This window comes from Bradyrhizobium sp. ORS 285, from assembly GCF_900176205.1.
GTDB lineage: Bacteria > Pseudomonadota > Alphaproteobacteria > Rhizobiales > Xanthobacteraceae > Bradyrhizobium.
Map to the genome: position 1 here is coordinate 3,755,453 of NZ_LT859959.1, position 18,264 is coordinate 3,773,716.

Consider the following 18,264-nt stretch of genomic DNA (forward strand, 5'->3'; position numbering starts at 1 on the left):
AGATGCATCTGCATTGACTGTCAAGTTTGATGCACCTGCATGGATCAGGGCCGCGCGATCACCCCGCCGGTCATCGGGAACGGCACGCCCGTGGTCGTCGGATAGCTCAGCGGCAGCCCCTTCATGCCGCGGACGGCCAGGAAGCCGAATGCCTGGGCCTCGATCGCATCGGCCGACCAGCCGAGCGCATCCGCCGACTCGACGCTCGCCGGCGCGAGACGCTGGCGCAGCATCCGCATCATGGTGTGGTTGCGTGCGCCGCCGCCGCACACGATCCAGCTCGCCGGCGGCTTGGGCAGCAGCGGCACGATGCGCGCGATCGCGGCCGCCGTGAACGCCGTCAGCGTCGCCGCGCCGTCGGCCGCGCTCATATCGCCGAGCTTCAGCGCAGCGAAGTCGTTGCGGTCGAGCGATTTCGGCGGCGGCAGCGCGAAGAACGGCAACGCCAGCGCGCGCGCGATCCACGCCTCGTCCGGCGTGCCCTGCTCCGCCACGCGGCCATCCTGATCGAACGCCTGCCCGGTCGTGCGGTGCATGAAGTCGTCGAGCAGCGCATTGCCCGGTCCGGTGTCGCAGGCGATCAGCACGTCCTCGCCGTCGATATAGGTGATGTTGGAGACGCCGCCGATATTAACGACAGCGATCGGCCCCGGCCGCGACAGCGATTGCGCCAGCGCACGGTGATAGACGGGCACGAAGGGGGCGCCCTGCCCGCCGAAATCGACGTCGGCAGCACGGAAATCGTGCATGACGGGGATATGGACGGCTTTGGCGAGCGCGCCGGCATCGCCGATCTGCACCGTCAGGCGTCGCTCCGGCCGGTGCAGCACGGTCTGGCCGTGGAAGCCGACGATGTCGATGTCCTCGGGCTTCAGCCTGTGCTGGGCGAGGAACGCCGCGATCGCCTCGGCATGCGCCAATGTCACGGCCTGCTCGGCGTCGCGTACCCGCCCCGGGCGCGCCTCGCGCCGCTCGATCTGCACGGCATCGGCGAGCGCCTCGCGCAGCAGGCTGCGCTCAGCGGGGCTGTAAGGCCGATAGCCGGACGGACCGAGGCTCTTGATCTGCCGCCCGTCGGTCTCGATTAAGGCCAGATCCACCCCGTCCAGCGAGGTGCCACTCATGAGGCCAAGTGCGGTCAGAATCATTGCAGTCGAACCTGAAAATCCCGGCCTCGCCCGGAAGTGCGGCTGATTTGAGGTCCCGCCGGCATCCTGCACATGACCTTGTACAAGCCCGGCGCGTCCTATAATGCCACAACGCCCGGACCGGCGGCAGCCACCCTCCCGCAGCCGGCCGCGACATCAGGCCAATACCGTAAACAAAAGCTCAGAGCAGCCCGACCATGACTGGCTTCAAGTCTGATTTCCTGAACGTGCTGCAAAGCCGCGGGTTCATTCATCAGTGTTCGGATTTCGAGGGCCTCGACGCGCTCGCCGCCAAGGGCCAGGCGACCGCCTATGTCGGCTATGACTGCACCGCACGCTCGCTGCACATCGGCAACTTCCTGACCATGATGATGCTGTACTGGCTGCAGCAGACCGGGAATAAGCCGATCACCCTGATGGGCGGCGGCACCACCATGGTCGGCGATCCCTCCGGCAAGGACGAGACCCGCGCGATGCGCACGGTGGACGAGATCGAAGCCAACAAGGCCTCGATCCGCGGCGTGTTCGCGAAGGTCCTGCGCTACGGCAACGGCGCCACCGACGCCATCATGCTCGACAATGCCGAATGGCTGACCAAGCTCAATTGGATCGAGATGCTGCGCGACATCGGCCGGCACTTCTCGGTCAACCGCATGCTGACCATGGACTCCGTGCGGCTGCGGCTCGAGCGCGAGCAGGAGATGAGCTTCATCGAGTTCAACTACATGGTCTGCCAGGCCTACGACTTCGTGGAGCTTTCACGCCGTACCGGCTGCCGGCTGCAGATGGGCGGCTCCGACCAGTGGGGTAACATCGTCAACGGCGTCGAGCTCGGCCGCCGCATGGGCACCGAGCAATTGTTCGCGCTCACCACGCCGCTGCTCACCACCGCCTCCGGTGCCAAGATGGGCAAGACCGCGCAGGGCGCGATCTGGCTCAACGCCGACCAGTGCAGTCCGTATGATTTCTGGCAGTACTGGCGCAACACCGAGGACGCCGACGTCGTCAAGTTCCTCAAGCTGTTCACGACCCTGCCGCTGTCGGAGATCGAGAAGCTCGGAGCGCTCCAGGGCGCCGAGATCAACGAGGCCAAGAAGGCGCTGGCGGATGCGGCGACGACCTTGCTGCATGGCGAGGAGGCCGCGCGCACCGCGGCCGAGACCGCGCGCCGCACCTTCGAGGAAGGCGCAATCGCCGAGAACCTGCCGACGGTCGAGGTCGCCAAGAGTGAGCTCGACGCCGGGCTCGGCGTGCTCAACGCTTTCGTCAAAGCCAGCCTCGTCGCCTCCAACGGTGAGGCACGGCGCCAGATCAAGGGCGGCGGCCTGCGCGTCAACGACGTCGCGGTCACCGACGAGAAGATGGCGCTGACGTCCAAGGACCTGACCAGCGAGGGCGTGATCAAGCTGTCGCTCGGCAAGAAGCGTCACGTGCTGGTCAAGCCTGCATAGCCGCATTCGCTTTTGCCTGCTTGTCAGGGCGCGCCGAAAAGCGCTCCCTGACAGCCATGACGATCAGCGCGCCGCCAGAGCCAGCGCCAGTCGAGGAGACGCCGATCCCGCCGACCAGAGCGCGGCGGACCGCGTTCGTCGTGCTGAGCCTGTGCTTCGCATTGTCGGTGCTCGGCCGCGGGCTCGGCGAAAGCTTCACAGTCTTTCTCAAGCCGATCTCCGACAGCTTTGGCTGGGACCGCTCTGAGGTGGTCTCGATCTATTCGATGACCGCCTTGGCCGGCGGCCTTGCCGCGCCTGCCATCGGGCGGTTGTTCGACCACTCCGGACCACGCGCCGTGTTTGCGCTCGGCCTCCTGCTACTGGGTTCGGCCTTCACGGCCGCCGCGCATGCGCAGGCACTATGGCAGTTCCAGCTCAGCATCGGCCTGTGCGTCGGTACCGGCATTGCGCTGATCGGCAATGTGCCCAACTCCATCCTGCTCGGCCGATGGTTCGGCAGGAAGCTGCCGACCGCCATGGCCGTGATCTACTCGGCGACCGGGGCCGGCGTGCTGATCCTGCTGCCGGGCTCACAGCTCGTGATCGAGGCCATCGGCTGGCGCAGCGCGTATCAACTATTCGGTGCCCTGGCCTTCCTCCTGCTCGTGCCGCTGGCGCTGCTGCCATGGCGGCTGTTTGCCGCCGGTGCGCCTCACATCACCAAGCCGATGACAGATGAACTCGCCGACGACGCCTGGACCTTGGCGCGGGCGCTGCGCCACCATGCCTTCTGGGCGCTGTTTGCGACCTTCTTCTTCACCGCGATCGGCATGTATGCGATCGCGCCGCAGGTCGTCGCCTATCTGATCGATGCCGGCTTTGCACCGCTACAGGCCGCCACCGCCTGGGGCTTCTCCGGGGTCGTCCTGCTGTTTGGCATGCTCGGCGTCTCTGCGCTGGACGGGCTGATCGGGCGCAGGCCATCGGTACTGTTCTCCTACGCGGTGTCGATCGCGGGCATCCTGATGCTATGGGCGTTGCAATTCTGGCCCAACATCTTCCTGCTCGCCGGCTTCGTCGTCTGCTTCGGCAGCATGATCGGCTCGCGCGGCCCGCTGTTATCAGCGACCGCGATGAAGATCTTCCGCGGCAAGCGGCTCGGCACGATCTACGGCACCATCACGATCGGCAGCGGCCTCGGCTCCGCGCTGGGATCGTGGAGCGGCGGCGTCATCCACGACCTCACGCACGGCTACGACGCGGTGATCCTGCTGGCACTGGTCAGCGTCGTCATCGGCATGATCCCGTTCCTCGTCGTTCCTGCGCTGCGATCGTAATGCTTCGGAGACGACGTCGAGGATCCATCCGTATCAGTCGTCGTCGTGGCCGGAATAATCATCATCCCAATTGTCTCGCCAGCCGGGCGGCGGATTGTTTTCGTCCCAATGATAGTCGACCCACCGCGGCAAGTCGCCGTAGAGCGGCAGTTCGCGGTAATAGTCGCGCCAGTACGTATCGATGTGAAACGTCACGATCGGCATCTCGACGCGCGGCGCACAGGCCGGAACATAGACGCGCCGCGTCTCGTAGCTGAACTGAATGAGGGCGCCCGACGCCCAGCCACGGAATCCGGAGGCACTGACGTCGCACCAGGTGTAGCCGGTCAGGCAGCCATGGATCGTCAGCGGCGAGCCTGCTCCGAGAACGCCGACCGTCGGGAAACGCACGTTCGGCCCAGAGCGAACGTTGAGATTGACCCCAGCATAGCCTTCAAAGCTGGCCGCCGCAGCCTTGCCACTCGGGCCGAGGACGACCAGCAGCGCGACAAGACGGAAAAGCGATGTGATCTTCATATAGCAACTCCTTGTAGGTCATCCGTCTGCCACTTGACGCGGTCAGAGCGTGACCCGCTGGATGTCTCTCCGGATGGCAGCCGATGAGATGCGGGCCATTAACCGTCGGAGAGTTACGGCAGACTGACGGATGGCTTGCCGCGCTGCCGCCGGTCGGCTGACAGGCCGCGCGTCCCCGCGCCACAACGGCGGCCGTCCCCACGAATGCCAGAGCGCGATCGATACGGGATGGCGTGGGCACCTCTGACTGGGGTTTCTCCAGGGCCGCTCGGGACAGTGCGCATGGCGATCACTCTTCCCGAGCCGCTCAAACCGGAACTCGATGAGCACGCGGCGGAATACAGCCGCCTTTATGAGCCTGTCGGGGCGGCGGCCCTGATCCCGCATATGGTCGAGGCCTTCATCCGCTCGGATCGCGGCTACGGCAGCCGCAAAGCACACGGCGCGCGGCGACGAGGTCGCCAACGGGACGCTGGCGTGCCGGGTCCGGAACACGACACTACACAGGGCAACGGCGACTCGGCTTGACGCTCTTGCCGGTGGAAAAACTCTGATGGAGAGGATGGCCTACGACGGAAAACCAGGATCGGCCGATCATGCGTGACCGCTGCAGAGGCTGAAGGGGAAGCAATGACCCAAGACAAACGATCAGCTTCGCTGTCCTAACGGCTGCAACGGGCGGAGGGCGGACGTCCACAGCGGCTGGCACGAACAGCCGGCGTGTGGCCATTTGCCGAAAATCCATATTCTCACGAGCTGCCGCCGCAGGGGTTTCGCCCTTTCCGGTCCTGCGCGGCGAGCCACTCTCGTGTCTGACTAAGAACCTCTTCCGATAACTCTCGATCATCGCTCATGCGCGCCAAGATCAGGGCGCCCACCATCGCGGCCCAACTGCCGATCGCGGCACGGCGCCTATGGGCCTGATCCGAGCCTGGGGCCACCTGACTGAGGCGATCGATTTGACGCTTGAGCCCCGCTGTCATCTCAGCACGGGCTCCGCCGGGTTGATGGATGGTCTCTGACGCGAGCGCGGCAACCGGACAGCCGCACGCAAAATTGTCTCGGTGCTCCAGTGTCAGGTATTGCTCCCCAAGGGTCGCAAGATCGGCGGTGAGCGGCTCGGTTCCCCCCTGTAGCTCGGCCAAGGTCTGGGCGATCAGATCATCCTTGGACTTGAAATAGCTGTAGAACCCGCCGTGCGTCAGCCCGGCTGATTTCATGACGTCAGTCACGGTAACGGTCTCGAACCCACGCGCGCGGAACAGCCGGCCCGCGGCTTCCATAATGGTTCGCTTGTTCTCCAAGACCTGCTGCCGGCTCACCCTCATCGTCGTCTCCTCAGATTCCGATTGACATTATACATGACAACCATCATGTATCTATATATATGATGACCATCATTTATAAGTCAGGGAGCACTCTCTTGAGCATGAAGCCTGCCGTCCTCGTGACTGGCTCGTCGACAGGGATCGGTGCCGTGTACGCCGATCGTTTTGCACGCCGCGGCCACGACCTCGTGCTGGTTGCGCGCAATTCCGCGCGTTTGGGCGCGCTGGCCGAGCGCCTCCGAAGCGAAACCGGTGTCTATGTGGATGTGGTGCCTGCCGACCTCACCGACCCGCAAGACCTTGCCAGGATCGAGCAACGTCTGCGCGAGGATGCGCGCATTGGGGTGCTGGTCAACAATGCCGGCACAGCTATTCAAGGTGGCTTTCTGAGGCAACACGGTGAGGACTTGTCCAAACTGATCGCGCTCAACGTCACAGCCGTCACCAGGCTCGCCAACGCCGTCGCCCTGCGCCTTGCCGAGGCCGGAGAAGGCGCGATCATCAATCTCGCCTCGGTGGTCGGTCTCGCTCCGGAAATGAGTGCGACAGTGTACGGCGCGACTAAGGCGTTCGTGCTGTTCCTCTCTCAGGGACTTAGTATCGAACTGGCGCCCAAAGGGGTCTATGTCCAGGCGGTGCTACCTGCCGCAACCCGCACCGAGATCTGGGAGCATATCGGTGTCGACGTCGATACGCTCCCCGGCGTGATGGAGGTGAGCAAGTTGGTCGATGCCGCGCTGGTCGGATTCGACCGCCGTGAACCCGTGACCATCCCGCCGCTGCCCGATGCCTCCCAGTGGAGCGCCTTCGACGCCGCTCGCCAGATGATGTTGCCTAATTTTGCGCAGACCGAACCGGCCGAGCGCTATCAACCCGCCGCTTGACAGCACGAAACTGACTAAGCCCGTGGTGAAACAATGAGAATGCAATCAGGAAAAGTCGCAATCGTGACCGGAGCCTCCTCGGGGATCGGCAAAGCCACCGCTGAGGCGATGGCGCGGGCGGGGTTCACAGTATTCGGGACAAGCCGTCGGGCAATTGATACTGGGCCGAAGCAGGTCACCATGCTGGTGTGCGATGTGACGAATGACACATCGGTCAATGAGCTCGTCTCCGAGGTATTGTCACGGACCGGTCGGATCGATGTTCTGGTGAACAATGCTGGTCTCGGCCTATTTGGTGGGGCCGAGGAGTCATCCATCACGCAGGCAAAGTCTCTGTTCGAGGTCAACTTCTTCGGCCTCGTCCGCATGACCAATGCCGTTATGCCCTCGATGCGGAAGAACGGTGGTGGACATATCGTCAATATCAGCTCGGTCCTCGGCTTCTTGCCCGCGCCATATTCGGCACATTACGGCGCGACCAAACACGCGGTCGAAGGATATTCCGAGTCGCTTGACCACGAGACCCGCGCGTTCGGTGTCCGCGTGACGCTGATCGAACCGGCCTTTACCAAAAGCTCCTTCGATCAGGCTGCCCTCAAGCCGGACACCATGTTGAAAGAATACGACGATGCCCGGGCCGGCATGGACAAGCTCGTCCAGCAGGCGATGACCATTGGAGACCCCCCGGAGGTGGTCGCCGATACCGTAGTTATGGCTGCAACAGCCGCACGCCCAAGGCGCCGCTATCCGGCCGGGAAGGCCGCGAGGCAAGTAAGCTTTGCACGTCGGTTCGTGCCCGCCGGGCTGTTTGACAAGAGCTTGCGCAAGCAGTTTGGTCTGCCGGTCTAGTAAACTCCGAGACCGTGGCGAAGGCGCCGAAGGCAAACCCAGCCGACAACCACAGGGGGACCAAGCGTCGGACTTTGAGCAATAGCATCCGCCGCTCCACTTCGCCGCCAAGCAGGCTGAGGGCTTGTGCTGCGCCATGCGCTGGTTGGCAGTTCGTAGAGCCCGAGGCTCATCGGTCTCGCTGCCGGAGCATTCATCGAAAGAAGCGGCTTCAGCCCCCCGCCGCGAAGCCGCCAGTTGCGTCAATTGTTCGGCGGCAGCTCGGCCGGCGGGTATGGCTGCTTGCCGGTGTTGAAGTCCATGATCTTGCGCGTCACGCCCGGCAGCATGGCCGAGATCGGATTGATGCGCACCACAGGCTGGCTCGGCGTGCCGACGACCTCGTAGGTGACGCCGAACAGGCCTTCGTTGCTGCCGCCAAGGAACAGGCCGACGATCGGGATCTGGTTGAACATGTTGTTCAGCCCGTACAGCGGCACGATCGTGCCGGAGGCGCGGACCTGGTTGACGTTGTAGTCGATGCTGCCTTCGATGGTCAGGCCGAGCGTCGGCCCCTTGACGACGCCATCGCGGATCGAGAGCAGCCCGTTCTGCCGGGTGAACTCCGCGCGCAGCATCGTGAAGGCAATGCCTTGCGAGGCTTGCTGCGTGGCGCCGGAGGCGGCGCGGTCCAGCGCCTGCTCGCCTCTGACCGTGAAGTTACGGACGATCGCGAGACCTTCCTTGGGGCTGGTGTCGGCCGTCGGCGGCTCCATCGCGAGCTCGAGCTCGCCGCCGGCCATCTTCGAATAGGTGTCGGCGAAACGCAGCAACGCGCCGGCGTCGTTGGTCACGAGATAGATCACCTCGCGTCCCTGCCGGCGCGCGCGCGGATCGGCGCTCGGCGCCTCGCGGCCGACGCGGATGTCGGCGGTGACGGGCGTGTCGCGGCCGACCTTGCCGGTCAGGTTGAAGCTCTTGAAGGCGCCGCCGCGCCGCGACAGCTTGACGTCGACGCTGCGCAGCGCCTCGCCGTTGAAGCCGGCGACGGCGCCGAGCTTGACCTCGGCGTCGAAGTCGAGATTGGAGCGCGCCTTGTTCTTGTCGGCATCCTTGTTGGTGCCGGAGATCGCCGTCTTCAGGAAGCCGCGGCCGTCGAACACGTCGCCGCGCATCGACAGCTTGAGCACGCCGTCCTGGCCGCGCTCGGCCTTGAGCTGCGTCTTGTCGCCTTCCGAGGGCGAATAAGTCGGGAAGTTTGCATTCATCAGGTCGCCGTTCTGGTCGACCTCCAGCGAGCCTTTGATCGCGACGCCGCCGCCTTCGATGTTGATGTCCTCGAAGCGCGTCGATTGCTGCTTCGCCACGACATTGAATGTCGCCTTGCCGGCCTTGCCCGGATTCTTCACCCAGCCCGGCAGCAGATTGTCGAGCTTGAGCTGGGTCAGGTCGGCCTCGACGCCGAGCCGGCTGTCGCGATCTGGCGAGCCTGCGATCTTGCCGTTGAGCTTGAGTGGCACGTTGCCGCTGATGGCGGTGCCCAGATCCATGCCGAGCCGGGCGCGGCTGGCGTCGTCGAGGATCGCCTGCATCTTGATGTCGGCGTCACCCTCGCTCGGCTTGCGATAGTCGAGCGTCGCCGGCTGGCCGTTGATCTTGACGTCGCCCTTGACCTGATAGCCTTGTGTATTGGCTACGATCTTGAGCGTGTTGGCCTCGAGCTTCTGGTTCATCACCAGCTTGTCGGCGGCGAAGCCGTTGAGATCGGCCGTGACCGTGTAGTTGGTGTCGGCCTTGGTCAGTTCGCCCTTGACCGGCATCGCCAGATTGACGTTCGCCTTGAATTCACCTTTGGTCTGGGCGGGATCAATCGGAAAGGACGAGAGATCGTTGAGCCGGTCCGAGGACAGGATTTCGGCCGCCGCTGCGACCGGACCGTCGACACGCATGCGCACCTTGGACGGCGACGGCTTCGGCGCCATGTCCGGCACCTCGAACACAACGTCGGAGAAGTTGAGCTTGCGCCCCGCAGGCGTATCGGCGACGCCCTGCCCGACGGTCACCGTCGCGGTGCGTCCGGTGACGTGGGCCTTCATGTCGGCGTCGCGCACCGCCGGCAGGCCATCGACAGGTCGCACCGTCACATTGGTCGCGACCACATTCACGTCGAGGCCGTCGTCGGGAATCGGCGGGCCCTTGCGCGGCAGGTTGCGGGTCGGCGAATTGACCGCGATGTCGATGCGCTGGACGTTGCCGCGCTCGATGCGCTCGATCATCCAGGCCCGGACCTCCGGCACGATCAGCGCCGGCCACAGCCGCTTCATCGCAAGCGCCGGCATCGGCGTCGCGGCGAAGCCGAGCTTGAGCCTGGGCTCGCCGGCATAGTCGATGCTGCCGGTGCCGGCGACGCCGATCTCGCCGTTGGAGACTTCGGCCTGCGTCAGCAGCACGCGCTTGCCTTCGGTGTCGAAGCGAACGTTGATCGAGATCCGGTTGAAGATCAGCGGCTGATCGTTAGCGATCGCGCCGAGTAGGATGGTGCCGCCGCTGAGGTTCAGCCGCCAGTCATTGACCGCGTCATTCGGCGGCTCGAGATTGGCGTTGAGCGTGACGCGGTTGGCGCCCGAGATGACCTTGAACGGAGCGACCAGCACGCGGCGGCCGGCATCCCACTCCATGTTCAGCTCGGCGGAATCGATCGCCATCGGATAGTCGGGCGTATCGGTGTCGATGATGTTGCCGGCGCCGATGTTGATCTTGCCGCGCAGATAGGTCGGCAATCCGTCACGCGCGAGTTCGCCCTTGACCTCACCGGTGAGCGGCAGATCCGCCATATAGGTGAGATCCTTCAGCCGCAGCGCGAGCAGGATGTTGCTGGTCGAGACCTTGTCGGCTTTGACTTCGATCGCGCGCACGCCGTTCGCCGGCGCCCCGACCAGGACGCGCAGCGACCACGGCTTGGCGCCCTCCTCGCCGAGACTTAGTGCGACGCCGCCGCCCGACGGCCGGCGCAGGCTCAGGCTGATGTTCTCGAACGTCCATTTGTTGCCGCGCTGCTGATCGTCGACGGTGAGCACGCCGTTCTTGAGGCCGATCTCGTTCAGGTTCTGGCCATCGAGCCCGGTGAGGCTGAGGCTGTCGAGCCAGTCGAGCCCGGCCAGCAGGCCGGACTGGGCGCCCGCGGGGGGCGCAGCGGTTGGATTTGCCGGCGCCTGCGGCGAGGCAGCCTGGGGTGCACCGGGCGGCGGCGCAGACGCCTGACCCGGCCGTGGGAAGGTCGGCGGCAGGCCCGCATCACGCTTGGAGGCGACGCCGGTCGCCAGCGGCTTGGCGGTCTCGCCCGTGGACACCGTGACGGTGCCGTCGGGCGTGATCCGAATCGCGAGCTCGGCATCGACCAGCTTGAGGCTTTCGGCGCGCAATTGCCCCATCAGCAGCGCGGCGCCCGACAGCCGCACCTCGGCCTTGGGCGCGCTGGCGACGACCGCGTGATCCTGGTCGCGCACGACGATGTCGCGGATGCGGACCGCAACCCGGATCCGTCCCGCGCGCTCGATCTGCGTGCCGCCCACCTCGACCGTGTTGCCATGGCCGATATTGTCCTCGATCGCCGCCGCAAGCCACGGCGTCGCCAGATCGAGGCTGATCGGACCGGCACCGAGCCGCAGCCACAACCCGCCGAAGCCGACCGCCACGATCAGCAGCAGCACGAAGCAGGAGACCGCGACTCGCCGCAGCCACCGCCGGCGCGGCCGGCGTGAACCGAGTTGGCCGGCAGCGGTCGGATCGGCAGGCGCGCCCGACAGCAGGCGATGCGCGCGTTGTGCGCTCGAATCGTCATGCTTGGCTGCGTCTTCGTACTGATCCTGATCGGCCAAATGCTGATCGGCGACATCCCAGTCGGCCTCATCCCACTGTTGGCCCTGGGTGTCCGCTTGCAGATGGGGCCGGTGGGGTGATGATTGTCTTGCCATTGCCTCTCGGTGCTGGCCCCTGGTGTCCGATCCTGTGGAGACAATCTGGCCCCAGCCAGATTGGTCGCCGATGTGGCCCCGACCGTTCACGGAGTGCGCCCGCTGCTCGCCCGCATCGGCCGCGTCCTCCGTCGATCCCGTCGCGCTTCAACGGGCGCTCTGCAAGCCGCCCGCCGCCGTCATGCCCGCCACGCGGGCCAGACGAAGCGCCCAATCCGCGTCACTATACCCTGCCGTCGGCGGGTTTGCCCACCCGCTCGTACCGGTCGACCGGCGCCACGCCAGACGGGATCGAAATTTGTGGCCGGGACGTCTGATCCGGAGACGGTACGAGAGTCGTCATGGCTTTGGTACTCACGCATGCTGGTACCCGTGATTTCCCGAGCGCCGCAAGAGGCATCGCCCCCACACGCCGAAGCACGGATGCAAGATCGATCCCGGGACACCGGACAAGAACCGAGATAGTTTCAGTTTTGAGCCGCCGAAAGCGACGAAAGGAAGGCGTATGTCAAAGGAATCACGGAAGAAATCCTCCAATCCGGCAACGTACGGACAATCCGCCGGGAACCGGGCGGCCGCCGCCGCCAAGAAGGCGGTGAAAAAGACCGCCGAGCCCGCAACGCCCAAAGCAGCCAAGAAGACCACCACCAAGGCCGCAAAGACCGTGACCGCCAAGGCTGCGACCAGCAAGACCGTGACAAAGGCCAAGCCTGCGAAGCCTGCCGCATCCGCCGCCGCTGCAACCGGGCTCGCCGAAGGCGCCAAGGCTCCCGCCTTCAAGCTGCCCCGCGATGGCGGCGGAACCGTTTCGCTGGCAGATTATGCCGGCAAGAAGCTGGTGCTGTTCTTCTATCCCAAGGCCAACACGCCCGGTTGCACCAAGGAGGCGATCGACTTCACCCGGCTATCGAAGGACTTCGCCGCCGCCGGCACGGCCGTGCTCGGCGTATCCGCCGATTCGGTGAAGGCGCAGGACAATTTCCGCGACAAGCACGACCTCGCCGTCCCCCTGATCTCCGACGAGACGCATGAGATGCTGGAGGCCTATGGCGCCTGGGGCGAGAAGTCGCTCTATGGCCGCAAGTTTCTCGGCATCATCAGAAGCACCGTGTTGATCGGCGCCGACGGCCGCGTCGCCAAGATCTGGCGCAACGTCAAGGTCGACGGCCATGCCGACGCGGTGCTGGCCGCAGCCAAGGCGCTGTAGGACTCCGAGGCATGGTGTTGGGGGAAAATTAACCATGCAGGGGTCAAATCCCTCCCGTAAATGACGCCGCTGGACACGACGATCTCCGGCCGGCGCGGGAGTGTCGATGTCGCATCGTTCCGGCCAGTACGCCGAATATCCCCAACACCATTCTCATGACCGCGGGCGCGCCGTGCAGCAGCGGCGGTCCCCGGTCAGTCATCCCGCTCCTCCGCCTTCCGCCTCGCAGAGCGACTACACGCTCGTGCATGCCGGCAAGCAGGTGCGCATCGGCCCTGTCGTGTTCTGGATCGTGGTCGGCACCGTCAGCCTGCTCGGCATCTGGTCGGCCGCGACCGCGACCTACTTCGCGTTTCGCGACGACGTGCTGACACGGCTGATCGCGCGCCAGGCCGAGATGCAATACGCCTACGAGGATCGCATCGCCGAGCTGCGCGCCAAGGTCGACCGCGCCACCAGCCGGCAGCTGCTCGATCAGGAGCAGTTCGACCAGAAGCTCGACCAGATCCTGAAGCGCCAGACCGCGCTCGAGGGCCGCGCCGCCGCGCTCGGCAGCATGCCCGACATCACCGGCTCGATCCGCGCGCCGGCGCGTGGCCCGGCGATCGAGCCCTCGGCTGCGCCGTCGACGCCGAAGCCGTCGCCGATCAGCGACACCGTGATCTTCACCGCGCCGCCGGACCGCGAGGCACGGCTGGAATCGCGCAGCCCCGTGCTCGCCAATGTGCAACCGAGCCAATCCACGAAACTCGCCGGCGTCGACAACGTGCTGACGCGGCTGACGCGTTCGCTCGACCAGGTCGAGGCGCGCCAGGTGGCGATGCTGGCCTCGGCCGAAGAGACGCTGGAATCCAAGCTGCGCCGCATGCGCGGCGTGATCACCGATCTCGGCCTCGACATGGGCCAGCTCGAAGCCGCCGCGCCGAAGGGCGGCATGGGCGGCCCGTTCGTGCCGGTCAAGCTCGGCGCCGAGTCCGGCCCGTTCGAGCGCCAGCTCTACCGCATCAGCATCACCCGCGCGCAGGTCGACAAGATGAACCGCACGCTGTCGCTGGTGCCCTATCGCAAGCCTGTCATCGGCGAGGTCGAGTTCACCTCGGGCTTCGGCGTGCGCTCCGATCCGTTCCTCGGCCGCCCGGCCATGCATACCGGCCTCGACTTCCGCGCCGCGACCGGCGATCCCGTGCGCGTCACCGCCAATGGCAAGGTGGTCAATGCCGGCTGGGCCGGCGGCTATGGCCGCATGGTCGAGGTCGACCACGGCAACGGCCTCTCCACCCGCTACGGCCATCTCTCCGAGATCAACGTCAAGATCGGCCAGCAGGTGAAGATCGGCGACATCATCGGCGAGGTCGGCTCGACCGGCCGTTCCACCGGTCCGCATCTGCACTACGAGACCCGCATCGATGGCGAAGCCGTCGACCCGCAGAAATTCCTGCGCGCCGGCGTGCGGTTGAGCGCGGGTTAGAACGGCCTCTGCCGACCTGTTGCGCGGCTGACCGCGAGCCGGCATCCTGACAGCACCATTGAATGGCTTCTCGACAAAGTCGTTTTGAAGCGCGAGGTGCCGGTGTGCTGATTTCGGACTATTCTGGAGCGCCCGCGAAGCAGATCGCGCGCGAGACGTATTTCCTGCAGAGCACGTCGAAGAGTCGGGAGACGGCGGCCTAGCAACGCCGCGTTCGACACCATGTTTGCGACATCCCTTTGGAAGTTGTTCAGAGCCGAATGGTCAAAACCTCGAGCGACAATCGTCCGATCCGACTGCTCTCTCTGATGGAGAGAAGGCGCCTCGTCTACGGCTTCTCGGGAATCGTGAAGACCTGGCCGGGATAGATCAGATCCGGACTGCGGATCTGCTCGCGGTTGGCCTTGTAGATCACGGCGTAGCGCATGCCGCCGCCGAGCAGGCGCCGGCTGATGTGCCACAGGCTGTCGCCGCGCGCGACCGTCACCGTCGCCGCCTTCGGCTCGGGCTTGGCGGCCGGCAAGATCGCCTCGCGCGGATCACCTGCGGCCGCGAGCAGCGTCGGCTGCGCCGCCGGGCGCGTCGTGTCGGTCGTGGATGCAGCAGCGGCCGAAGGCACCGATGCGGTCGTCGTCGGGTCGTCGGGCAGGCTCAGCGGCACCTCGGCACGCGCCTGGACGGAGCCCGAGGCGGCATCGACCTCGTCGAGCCTGATGCGGTCATCGCCGGCCCGGCTGAGGCCCTTGCCGACGGTGATGCCGAGCCGTCCATCGGCGGCCGCGACCGTCGACGAGATCAGCCGGTCGTTGAGATACAAACGCACCGTTGCGCCGGGACGCGCGCGACCATTGATGCGCAGCACGCCGTCCGACTCATGATCGACCGCGTCGACCCCCAGCGCCTGCGGGATCGCGGCACTCGGCTTGGAGAGCACGCGGGTGGGCTCATCCGGCGCCAGCAGCGCCACCGTTGCCGGCTGCCGGCTCGCCTCGATATTCACCGCGACGCTCTGCTTCGAGGTCACCTCGCGGCCATCGGCCAGCTTCGACTGCAGCGTCAGCTCATAGCTGCCGGCCGGAAGGCGGCGCGGCACCATGGCGAATTGCCCCGCCCGATCGGCGACGGCCCGGTCATGCACCTCGCCATTGCGCAACAGCTCGACCGTCGTGCCTGGCGCCGCACGCCCGGCAACGACAGCATCCCCTGAGGGATCCACATTGACCACGTCGAACGCCGGCAGATCGGTCTGAACGGCCGACTGCGGAGCCAGCGAGCCAAGCACGTCGGCAAGGCCGCTGGCCTGCTGTTGCACCTTGGCGAGCGGGCTTGTCCCCTGCTGATTTGCCCCCTGCTCCTGCATGCGGCCTTGGCTGAGCCCGGCGTCGCGCAGTGCTCCGGCGGCCGCATTCGTCGGCTCACGCGCGGCTGTCGTTTCCTGCCCGTTGATCGCGGGATCGCGATTGGAGATCGGACCAAGCACGAACACGAACGCTGCGGCGGAGGCCGCAAGCGCCACCACGCCGAGGATGATCCCGACCATCGGCTTGCCGTTCAAGATCATGCGTCGGTCCGTCCCTCGTCATGTCGATGGTGCGCGAATCGCGCCATATCATTCGCGTTCGACAAACACCATTACGGCAGCCCGACGGCGAGACCGTAGCATTCCGGACTGCTGCACCAAGTCAGCATCTGATGCAGACCGGCCACTACACTAGGCGCTCGCGGAGGACGACACGCCGAGGGCGTCGAGAAAGCGCGACAGGTCCTGCCAGAGTTCGCCCGGCTCCTCCAGGCCGATGCTCAGCCGCACCAATCCCTCGCGCGCATCCCACGGCCTGATGGTGCGACCGGCGACGACGTTCATCGGCGCGATCAGGCTGTGCGTGCCGCCCCATGACGCGCCGATCGCAAACAGCCGCAATTGCCCGAGCGCGTGATCGATACGCGAGGTGTGCTCCGGCTTGATGACGATGCTGAACACGGTGCTCGCGCCGGCGAAGTCGCGCGCGAACACCTTGTGCCCCGGACAGGACGGCAGCGCCGGATGCAGCACGCGGGCAACCGCAGGCGCATCCTGCAGGCGCTTGGCGAAGTCCAGCGCGACGCGGCCGGAATGCGCCATGCGCACGCCCATGGTCTCGATCCCCCGCAGCGCCAGCGCCGCCTCGTCCGGCGACACGCCGATCCCGAGCGGGCCCAGCACATCCTTCAGCGCCTTGCGTAAGCCCAAATCCTTCACCGTGATCGAGCCGAGCAGCAGGTCGGAATGTCCGCCGACATATTTCGTCAGCGCCTCCACCGCAAAATCGACGCCATGCGCCAGCGGTTTGAACAACAGAGGGCTGGCCCAGGTGTTGTCGCATCCCGTGAGCACGCCGCGCGCCTTCGCGGCCGCCACGATCGCCGGGACGTCCTGCACCTCCATCGTGGCGGACCCCGGCGACTCCATCCAGATCAACCGCGTCGCGGGATCGATGAGCTCTGCGATGCCGCCGCCGACCAGGGGATCATAGATCTGGTGGGCGATGCCGCGCGCAGCCAGATAGCCGGCGCACAGGCCCTTCACCGGCGGATAGACGTGGTCCGGGACCAGCACCTTGTCGCCGGGCGTGAGCACGGCGAGCATCGTGAGTGCCACCGCAGCCTGGCCGGAGGGCACCAGCACGGTGCGCTCGCCGCCATGCAGCGCCGTCAGTTGCGCCTCCAGCGTCCGCGTTGTCGGCGTGCCGAGCAGGCCATACGTGTAGCCGTCGAGCCCGCGCTCCGCCCGCTGCGCGAAAGCCTGCGGATCGTCATACACGATCGTCGAGGCGCGATAGGTCGGGACAGCGAGCGACTTGAAGCCGTCATGGGACACTGCGGGATGCTGAACGCAACGGGTGAGATCGTGCATGGGAACCTCGTGGAGCAAGGCTGCCATGCTACCGCAATCAGGTGACGCGCGCGCCATCAAGGCCGGCTCAATCCGCGGTCATTTGCTTCGACCGCGCGACCGACTTCAACGCCTCTGACAGCCGCCCCAGCGCCTCATCGAGGTCCGGCGCTCCCAGCAAGCCGAAGCCGAGACGAACCACGTGCACCTCATCTCCGAACCACGATCCCGGAGCGACGCGGGTCTCGCGAACCGCGAGTTCGTCGTGGAAGCGCGAGACGTCGGCCTCGCTGAACACGCCGCGCTTGAGCCTGACACAGCAGAGCGCGCCGGCGTCCGGCCTGACCCATTCGATCAGATCCGCGTGGGCGGCGACGAATGCCGCGGTCCGCTGCAGTCCCGACGCCAGGTGCCGCCGCCGGCCACGCATGATCGTCTCTCCCCGCTGCAAGATGCGTAACGCGAGCGCTTCATCGACCACGGAGTTGGAGATCGTCGTGTTGAACTTGCCCAGAATGAGTTGCGTCCGCAGGGCCTGGTGCTGCGTGATCAACCATCCCGTGCGGATGCCGGGCGCGCCGTGGCACTTGGAGAACGAGGCACAACTGACGAGACGGCGATCGCGCCCGACCAGACTCGGCCGCACCTCCGCCTCGCCATACACCGCTTCGCGATAGGTCTCGTCCACCAGCAGGAACGCACCGGGACAGATCGCGTCCATGGTTGCGAGCAGATCGTGCATTTCGCGATCCGTCAGGACGACGCCCGACGGGTTCTGCGGCGAAGCCAGGCTGACCAGCCGCGTCCGTGGCGTCAGCACCGCCCTCAGCCGGTCGGCATCGAGACGATACCCGTCGTCGAACCTGACCGGCAGATCGGCAATGCTCATGCCGACGGATTGAAGCACGGTGCGTGCGTTGGGAAAGGCAGGCTGCCCGATCACCACCTCGGCGCCCGGCTCGCTCAAAACGAAGGCGATCAGAAAGAGCGCCTGCATGCCGCCGGCGGTCGTGACGACGTCGTCCGCTGTCACCCCTTGACGCGCCGCGATCAGCTCACGCAGTTCGGCCCGGCCCTCCGTCGGTCCATAGGCGAGCGCAAGATCCCGTAGCTCGTCACCGCGGAGATCTGCAAGCAATTCGCCGAGCCGGAGATCCGGACCGAGACTCTCGGCGAGATCGAAGCGGACCGGGTGTGAGGTCAGGGACATGATGTCGTTATGCGGAAAGCGGCGCGGCACGTGGGTCATCGCAGACCTCCAGGAGAATG

Annotated in this window: 14 protein-coding genes; 7 read left to right on the forward strand and 7 right to left on the reverse strand. The window is 65.9% G+C overall.

The features are described from left to right. Positions 1 to 44: 44 nt before the first annotated feature. Positions 45 to 1,148, reverse strand: coding sequence for an anhydro-N-acetylmuramic acid kinase (locus tag BRAD285_RS16885; RefSeq protein ID WP_006614824.1), 1,104 nt, complete (start codon positions 1,146 to 1,148; stop codon positions 45 to 47). A gap of 197 nt (positions 1,149 to 1,345) precedes the next feature. Between BRAD285_RS16885 and tyrS the strand changes: the two genes are divergently transcribed. Both tyrS and BRAD285_RS16895 read left to right on the forward strand, forming a co-directional pair. Continuing rightward, the gene (gene tyrS / locus BRAD285_RS16890) at positions 1,346 to 2,599 is read left to right on the forward strand and encodes a tyrosine--tRNA ligase (protein ID WP_006614825.1); all 1,254 of its coding nucleotides are present in this window, start codon (positions 1,346 to 1,348) and stop codon (positions 2,597 to 2,599) included. Between the two features lie 56 nt (positions 2,600 to 2,655). Next, on the forward strand, positions 2,656 to 3,918 hold the full coding sequence (locus BRAD285_RS16895; RefSeq protein ID WP_006614826.1) for an MFS transporter: 1,263 nt from the start codon (positions 2,656 to 2,658) through the stop codon (positions 3,916 to 3,918). A gap of 33 nt (positions 3,919 to 3,951) precedes the next feature. On the opposite strand, the gene BRAD285_RS16900 is transcribed toward BRAD285_RS16895, so the two are convergent. Then, the gene (locus BRAD285_RS16900) at positions 3,952 to 4,434 is read right to left on the reverse strand and encodes an SH3 domain-containing protein (RefSeq protein WP_006614827.1); all 483 of its coding nucleotides are present in this window, start codon (positions 4,432 to 4,434) and stop codon (positions 3,952 to 3,954) included. A gap of 282 nt (positions 4,435 to 4,716) precedes the next feature. Here BRAD285_RS16900 and BRAD285_RS16905 point away from each other — a divergent pair, with 282 nt between their 5' ends. Beyond that, positions 4,717 to 4,962, forward strand: a complete 246-nt coding sequence (locus BRAD285_RS16905; RefSeq protein WP_063828211.1) for a DUF2274 domain-containing protein — start codon at positions 4,717 to 4,719, stop codon at positions 4,960 to 4,962. 221 nt (positions 4,963 to 5,183) lie between these two features. Here the strand turns inward: BRAD285_RS16905 and BRAD285_RS16910 are convergent, their stop codons facing one another. Continuing rightward, complete coding sequence (locus tag BRAD285_RS16910) at positions 5,184 to 5,762, reverse strand: TetR/AcrR family transcriptional regulator (RefSeq protein ID WP_006614830.1); 579 nt, start codon at positions 5,760 to 5,762, stop codon at positions 5,184 to 5,186. 95 nt (positions 5,763 to 5,857) lie between these two features. On the opposite strand from BRAD285_RS16910, the gene BRAD285_RS16915 reads away from it, so the two are divergent. Then, the gene (locus BRAD285_RS16915; RefSeq protein WP_172889781.1) at positions 5,858 to 6,646 is read left to right on the forward strand and encodes an SDR family oxidoreductase; all 789 of its coding nucleotides are present in this window, start codon (positions 5,858 to 5,860) and stop codon (positions 6,644 to 6,646) included. A gap of 33 nt (positions 6,647 to 6,679) precedes the next feature. Then, entirely contained in the window at positions 6,680 to 7,495 is an 816-nt protein-coding gene (locus tag BRAD285_RS16920) for an oxidoreductase (RefSeq protein ID WP_006614832.1), read from the forward strand. A 242-nt stretch (positions 7,496 to 7,737) separates the two neighbouring features. On the opposite strand, the gene BRAD285_RS16925 is transcribed toward BRAD285_RS16920, so the two are convergent. Further along, on the reverse strand, positions 7,738 to 11,448 hold the full coding sequence (locus tag BRAD285_RS16925; RefSeq protein WP_006614833.1) for a DUF3971 domain-containing protein: 3,711 nt from the start codon (positions 11,446 to 11,448) through the stop codon (positions 7,738 to 7,740). A gap of 505 nt (positions 11,449 to 11,953) precedes the next feature. On the opposite strand from BRAD285_RS16925, the gene BRAD285_RS16930 reads away from it, so the two are divergent. Both BRAD285_RS16930 and BRAD285_RS16935 read left to right on the forward strand, forming a co-directional pair. Then, the gene (locus BRAD285_RS16930; RefSeq protein ID WP_006614834.1) at positions 11,954 to 12,655 is read left to right on the forward strand and encodes a peroxiredoxin; all 702 of its coding nucleotides are present in this window, start codon (positions 11,954 to 11,956) and stop codon (positions 12,653 to 12,655) included. Between the two features lie 106 nt (positions 12,656 to 12,761). Continuing rightward, positions 12,762 to 14,123 carry a M23 family metallopeptidase gene (locus BRAD285_RS16935; protein ID WP_172889783.1) on the forward strand — a complete coding sequence of 454 codons (1,362 nt, stop codon included), beginning with the start codon at positions 12,762 to 12,764 and terminating at the stop codon, positions 14,121 to 14,123. A 328-nt stretch (positions 14,124 to 14,451) separates the two neighbouring features. Here the strand turns inward: BRAD285_RS16935 and BRAD285_RS16940 are convergent, their stop codons facing one another. The 3 genes from BRAD285_RS16940 to BRAD285_RS16950 all read right to left on the reverse strand — a co-directional run bounded on the left by BRAD285_RS16940 (position 14,452) and on the right by BRAD285_RS16950 (position 18,244). Then, on the reverse strand, positions 14,452 to 15,684 hold the full coding sequence (locus tag BRAD285_RS16940) for a LysM peptidoglycan-binding domain-containing protein (RefSeq protein WP_006614836.1): 1,233 nt from the start codon (positions 15,682 to 15,684) through the stop codon (positions 14,452 to 14,454). Between the two features lie 150 nt (positions 15,685 to 15,834). After that, entirely contained in the window at positions 15,835 to 17,016 is a 1,182-nt protein-coding gene (locus BRAD285_RS16945; RefSeq protein ID WP_006614837.1) for a PLP-dependent aspartate aminotransferase family protein, read from the reverse strand. Positions 17,017 to 17,083: 67 nt separating this feature from the next. Next, positions 17,084 to 18,244 carry a pyridoxal phosphate-dependent aminotransferase gene (locus tag BRAD285_RS16950; RefSeq protein ID WP_006614838.1) on the reverse strand — a complete coding sequence of 387 codons (1,161 nt, stop codon included), beginning with the start codon at positions 18,242 to 18,244 and terminating at the stop codon, positions 17,084 to 17,086. Positions 18,245 to 18,264 lie beyond the last annotated feature (20 nt).

Coding starts and splice junctions, on each gene's coding strand:
- BRAD285_RS16885 (WP_006614824.1), bottom strand. CDS start 1,148: ATGATTCTGACCGCACTTGGCCTCATGAGTGGCACCTCGCTGGACGGG.
- tyrS (WP_006614825.1), top strand. CDS start 1,346: ATGACTGGCTTCAAGTCTGATTTCCTGAACGTGCTGCAAAGCCGCGGG.
- BRAD285_RS16895 (WP_006614826.1), top strand. CDS start 2,656: ATGACGATCAGCGCGCCGCCAGAGCCAGCGCCAGTCGAGGAGACGCCG.
- BRAD285_RS16900 (WP_006614827.1), bottom strand. CDS start 4,434: ATGAAGATCACATCGCTTTTCCGTCTTGTCGCGCTGCTGGTCGTCCTC.
- BRAD285_RS16905 (WP_063828211.1), top strand. CDS start 4,717: ATGGCGATCACTCTTCCCGAGCCGCTCAAACCGGAACTCGATGAGCAC.
- BRAD285_RS16910 (WP_006614830.1), bottom strand. CDS start 5,762: ATGAGGGTGAGCCGGCAGCAGGTCTTGGAGAACAAGCGAACCATTATG.
- BRAD285_RS16920 (WP_006614832.1), top strand. CDS start 6,680: ATGAGAATGCAATCAGGAAAAGTCGCAATCGTGACCGGAGCCTCCTCG.
- BRAD285_RS16925 (WP_006614833.1), bottom strand. CDS start 11,448: ATGGCAAGACAATCATCACCCCACCGGCCCCATCTGCAAGCGGACACC.
- BRAD285_RS16930 (WP_006614834.1), top strand. CDS start 11,954: ATGTCAAAGGAATCACGGAAGAAATCCTCCAATCCGGCAACGTACGGA.
- BRAD285_RS16935 (WP_172889783.1), top strand. CDS start 12,762: ATGTCGCATCGTTCCGGCCAGTACGCCGAATATCCCCAACACCATTCT.
- BRAD285_RS16940 (WP_006614836.1), bottom strand. CDS start 15,684: ATGATCTTGAACGGCAAGCCGATGGTCGGGATCATCCTCGGCGTGGTG.
- BRAD285_RS16945 (WP_006614837.1), bottom strand. CDS start 17,016: ATGCACGATCTCACCCGTTGCGTTCAGCATCCCGCAGTGTCCCATGAC.
- BRAD285_RS16950 (WP_006614838.1), bottom strand. CDS start 18,244: ATGACCCACGTGCCGCGCCGCTTTCCGCATAACGACATCATGTCCCTG.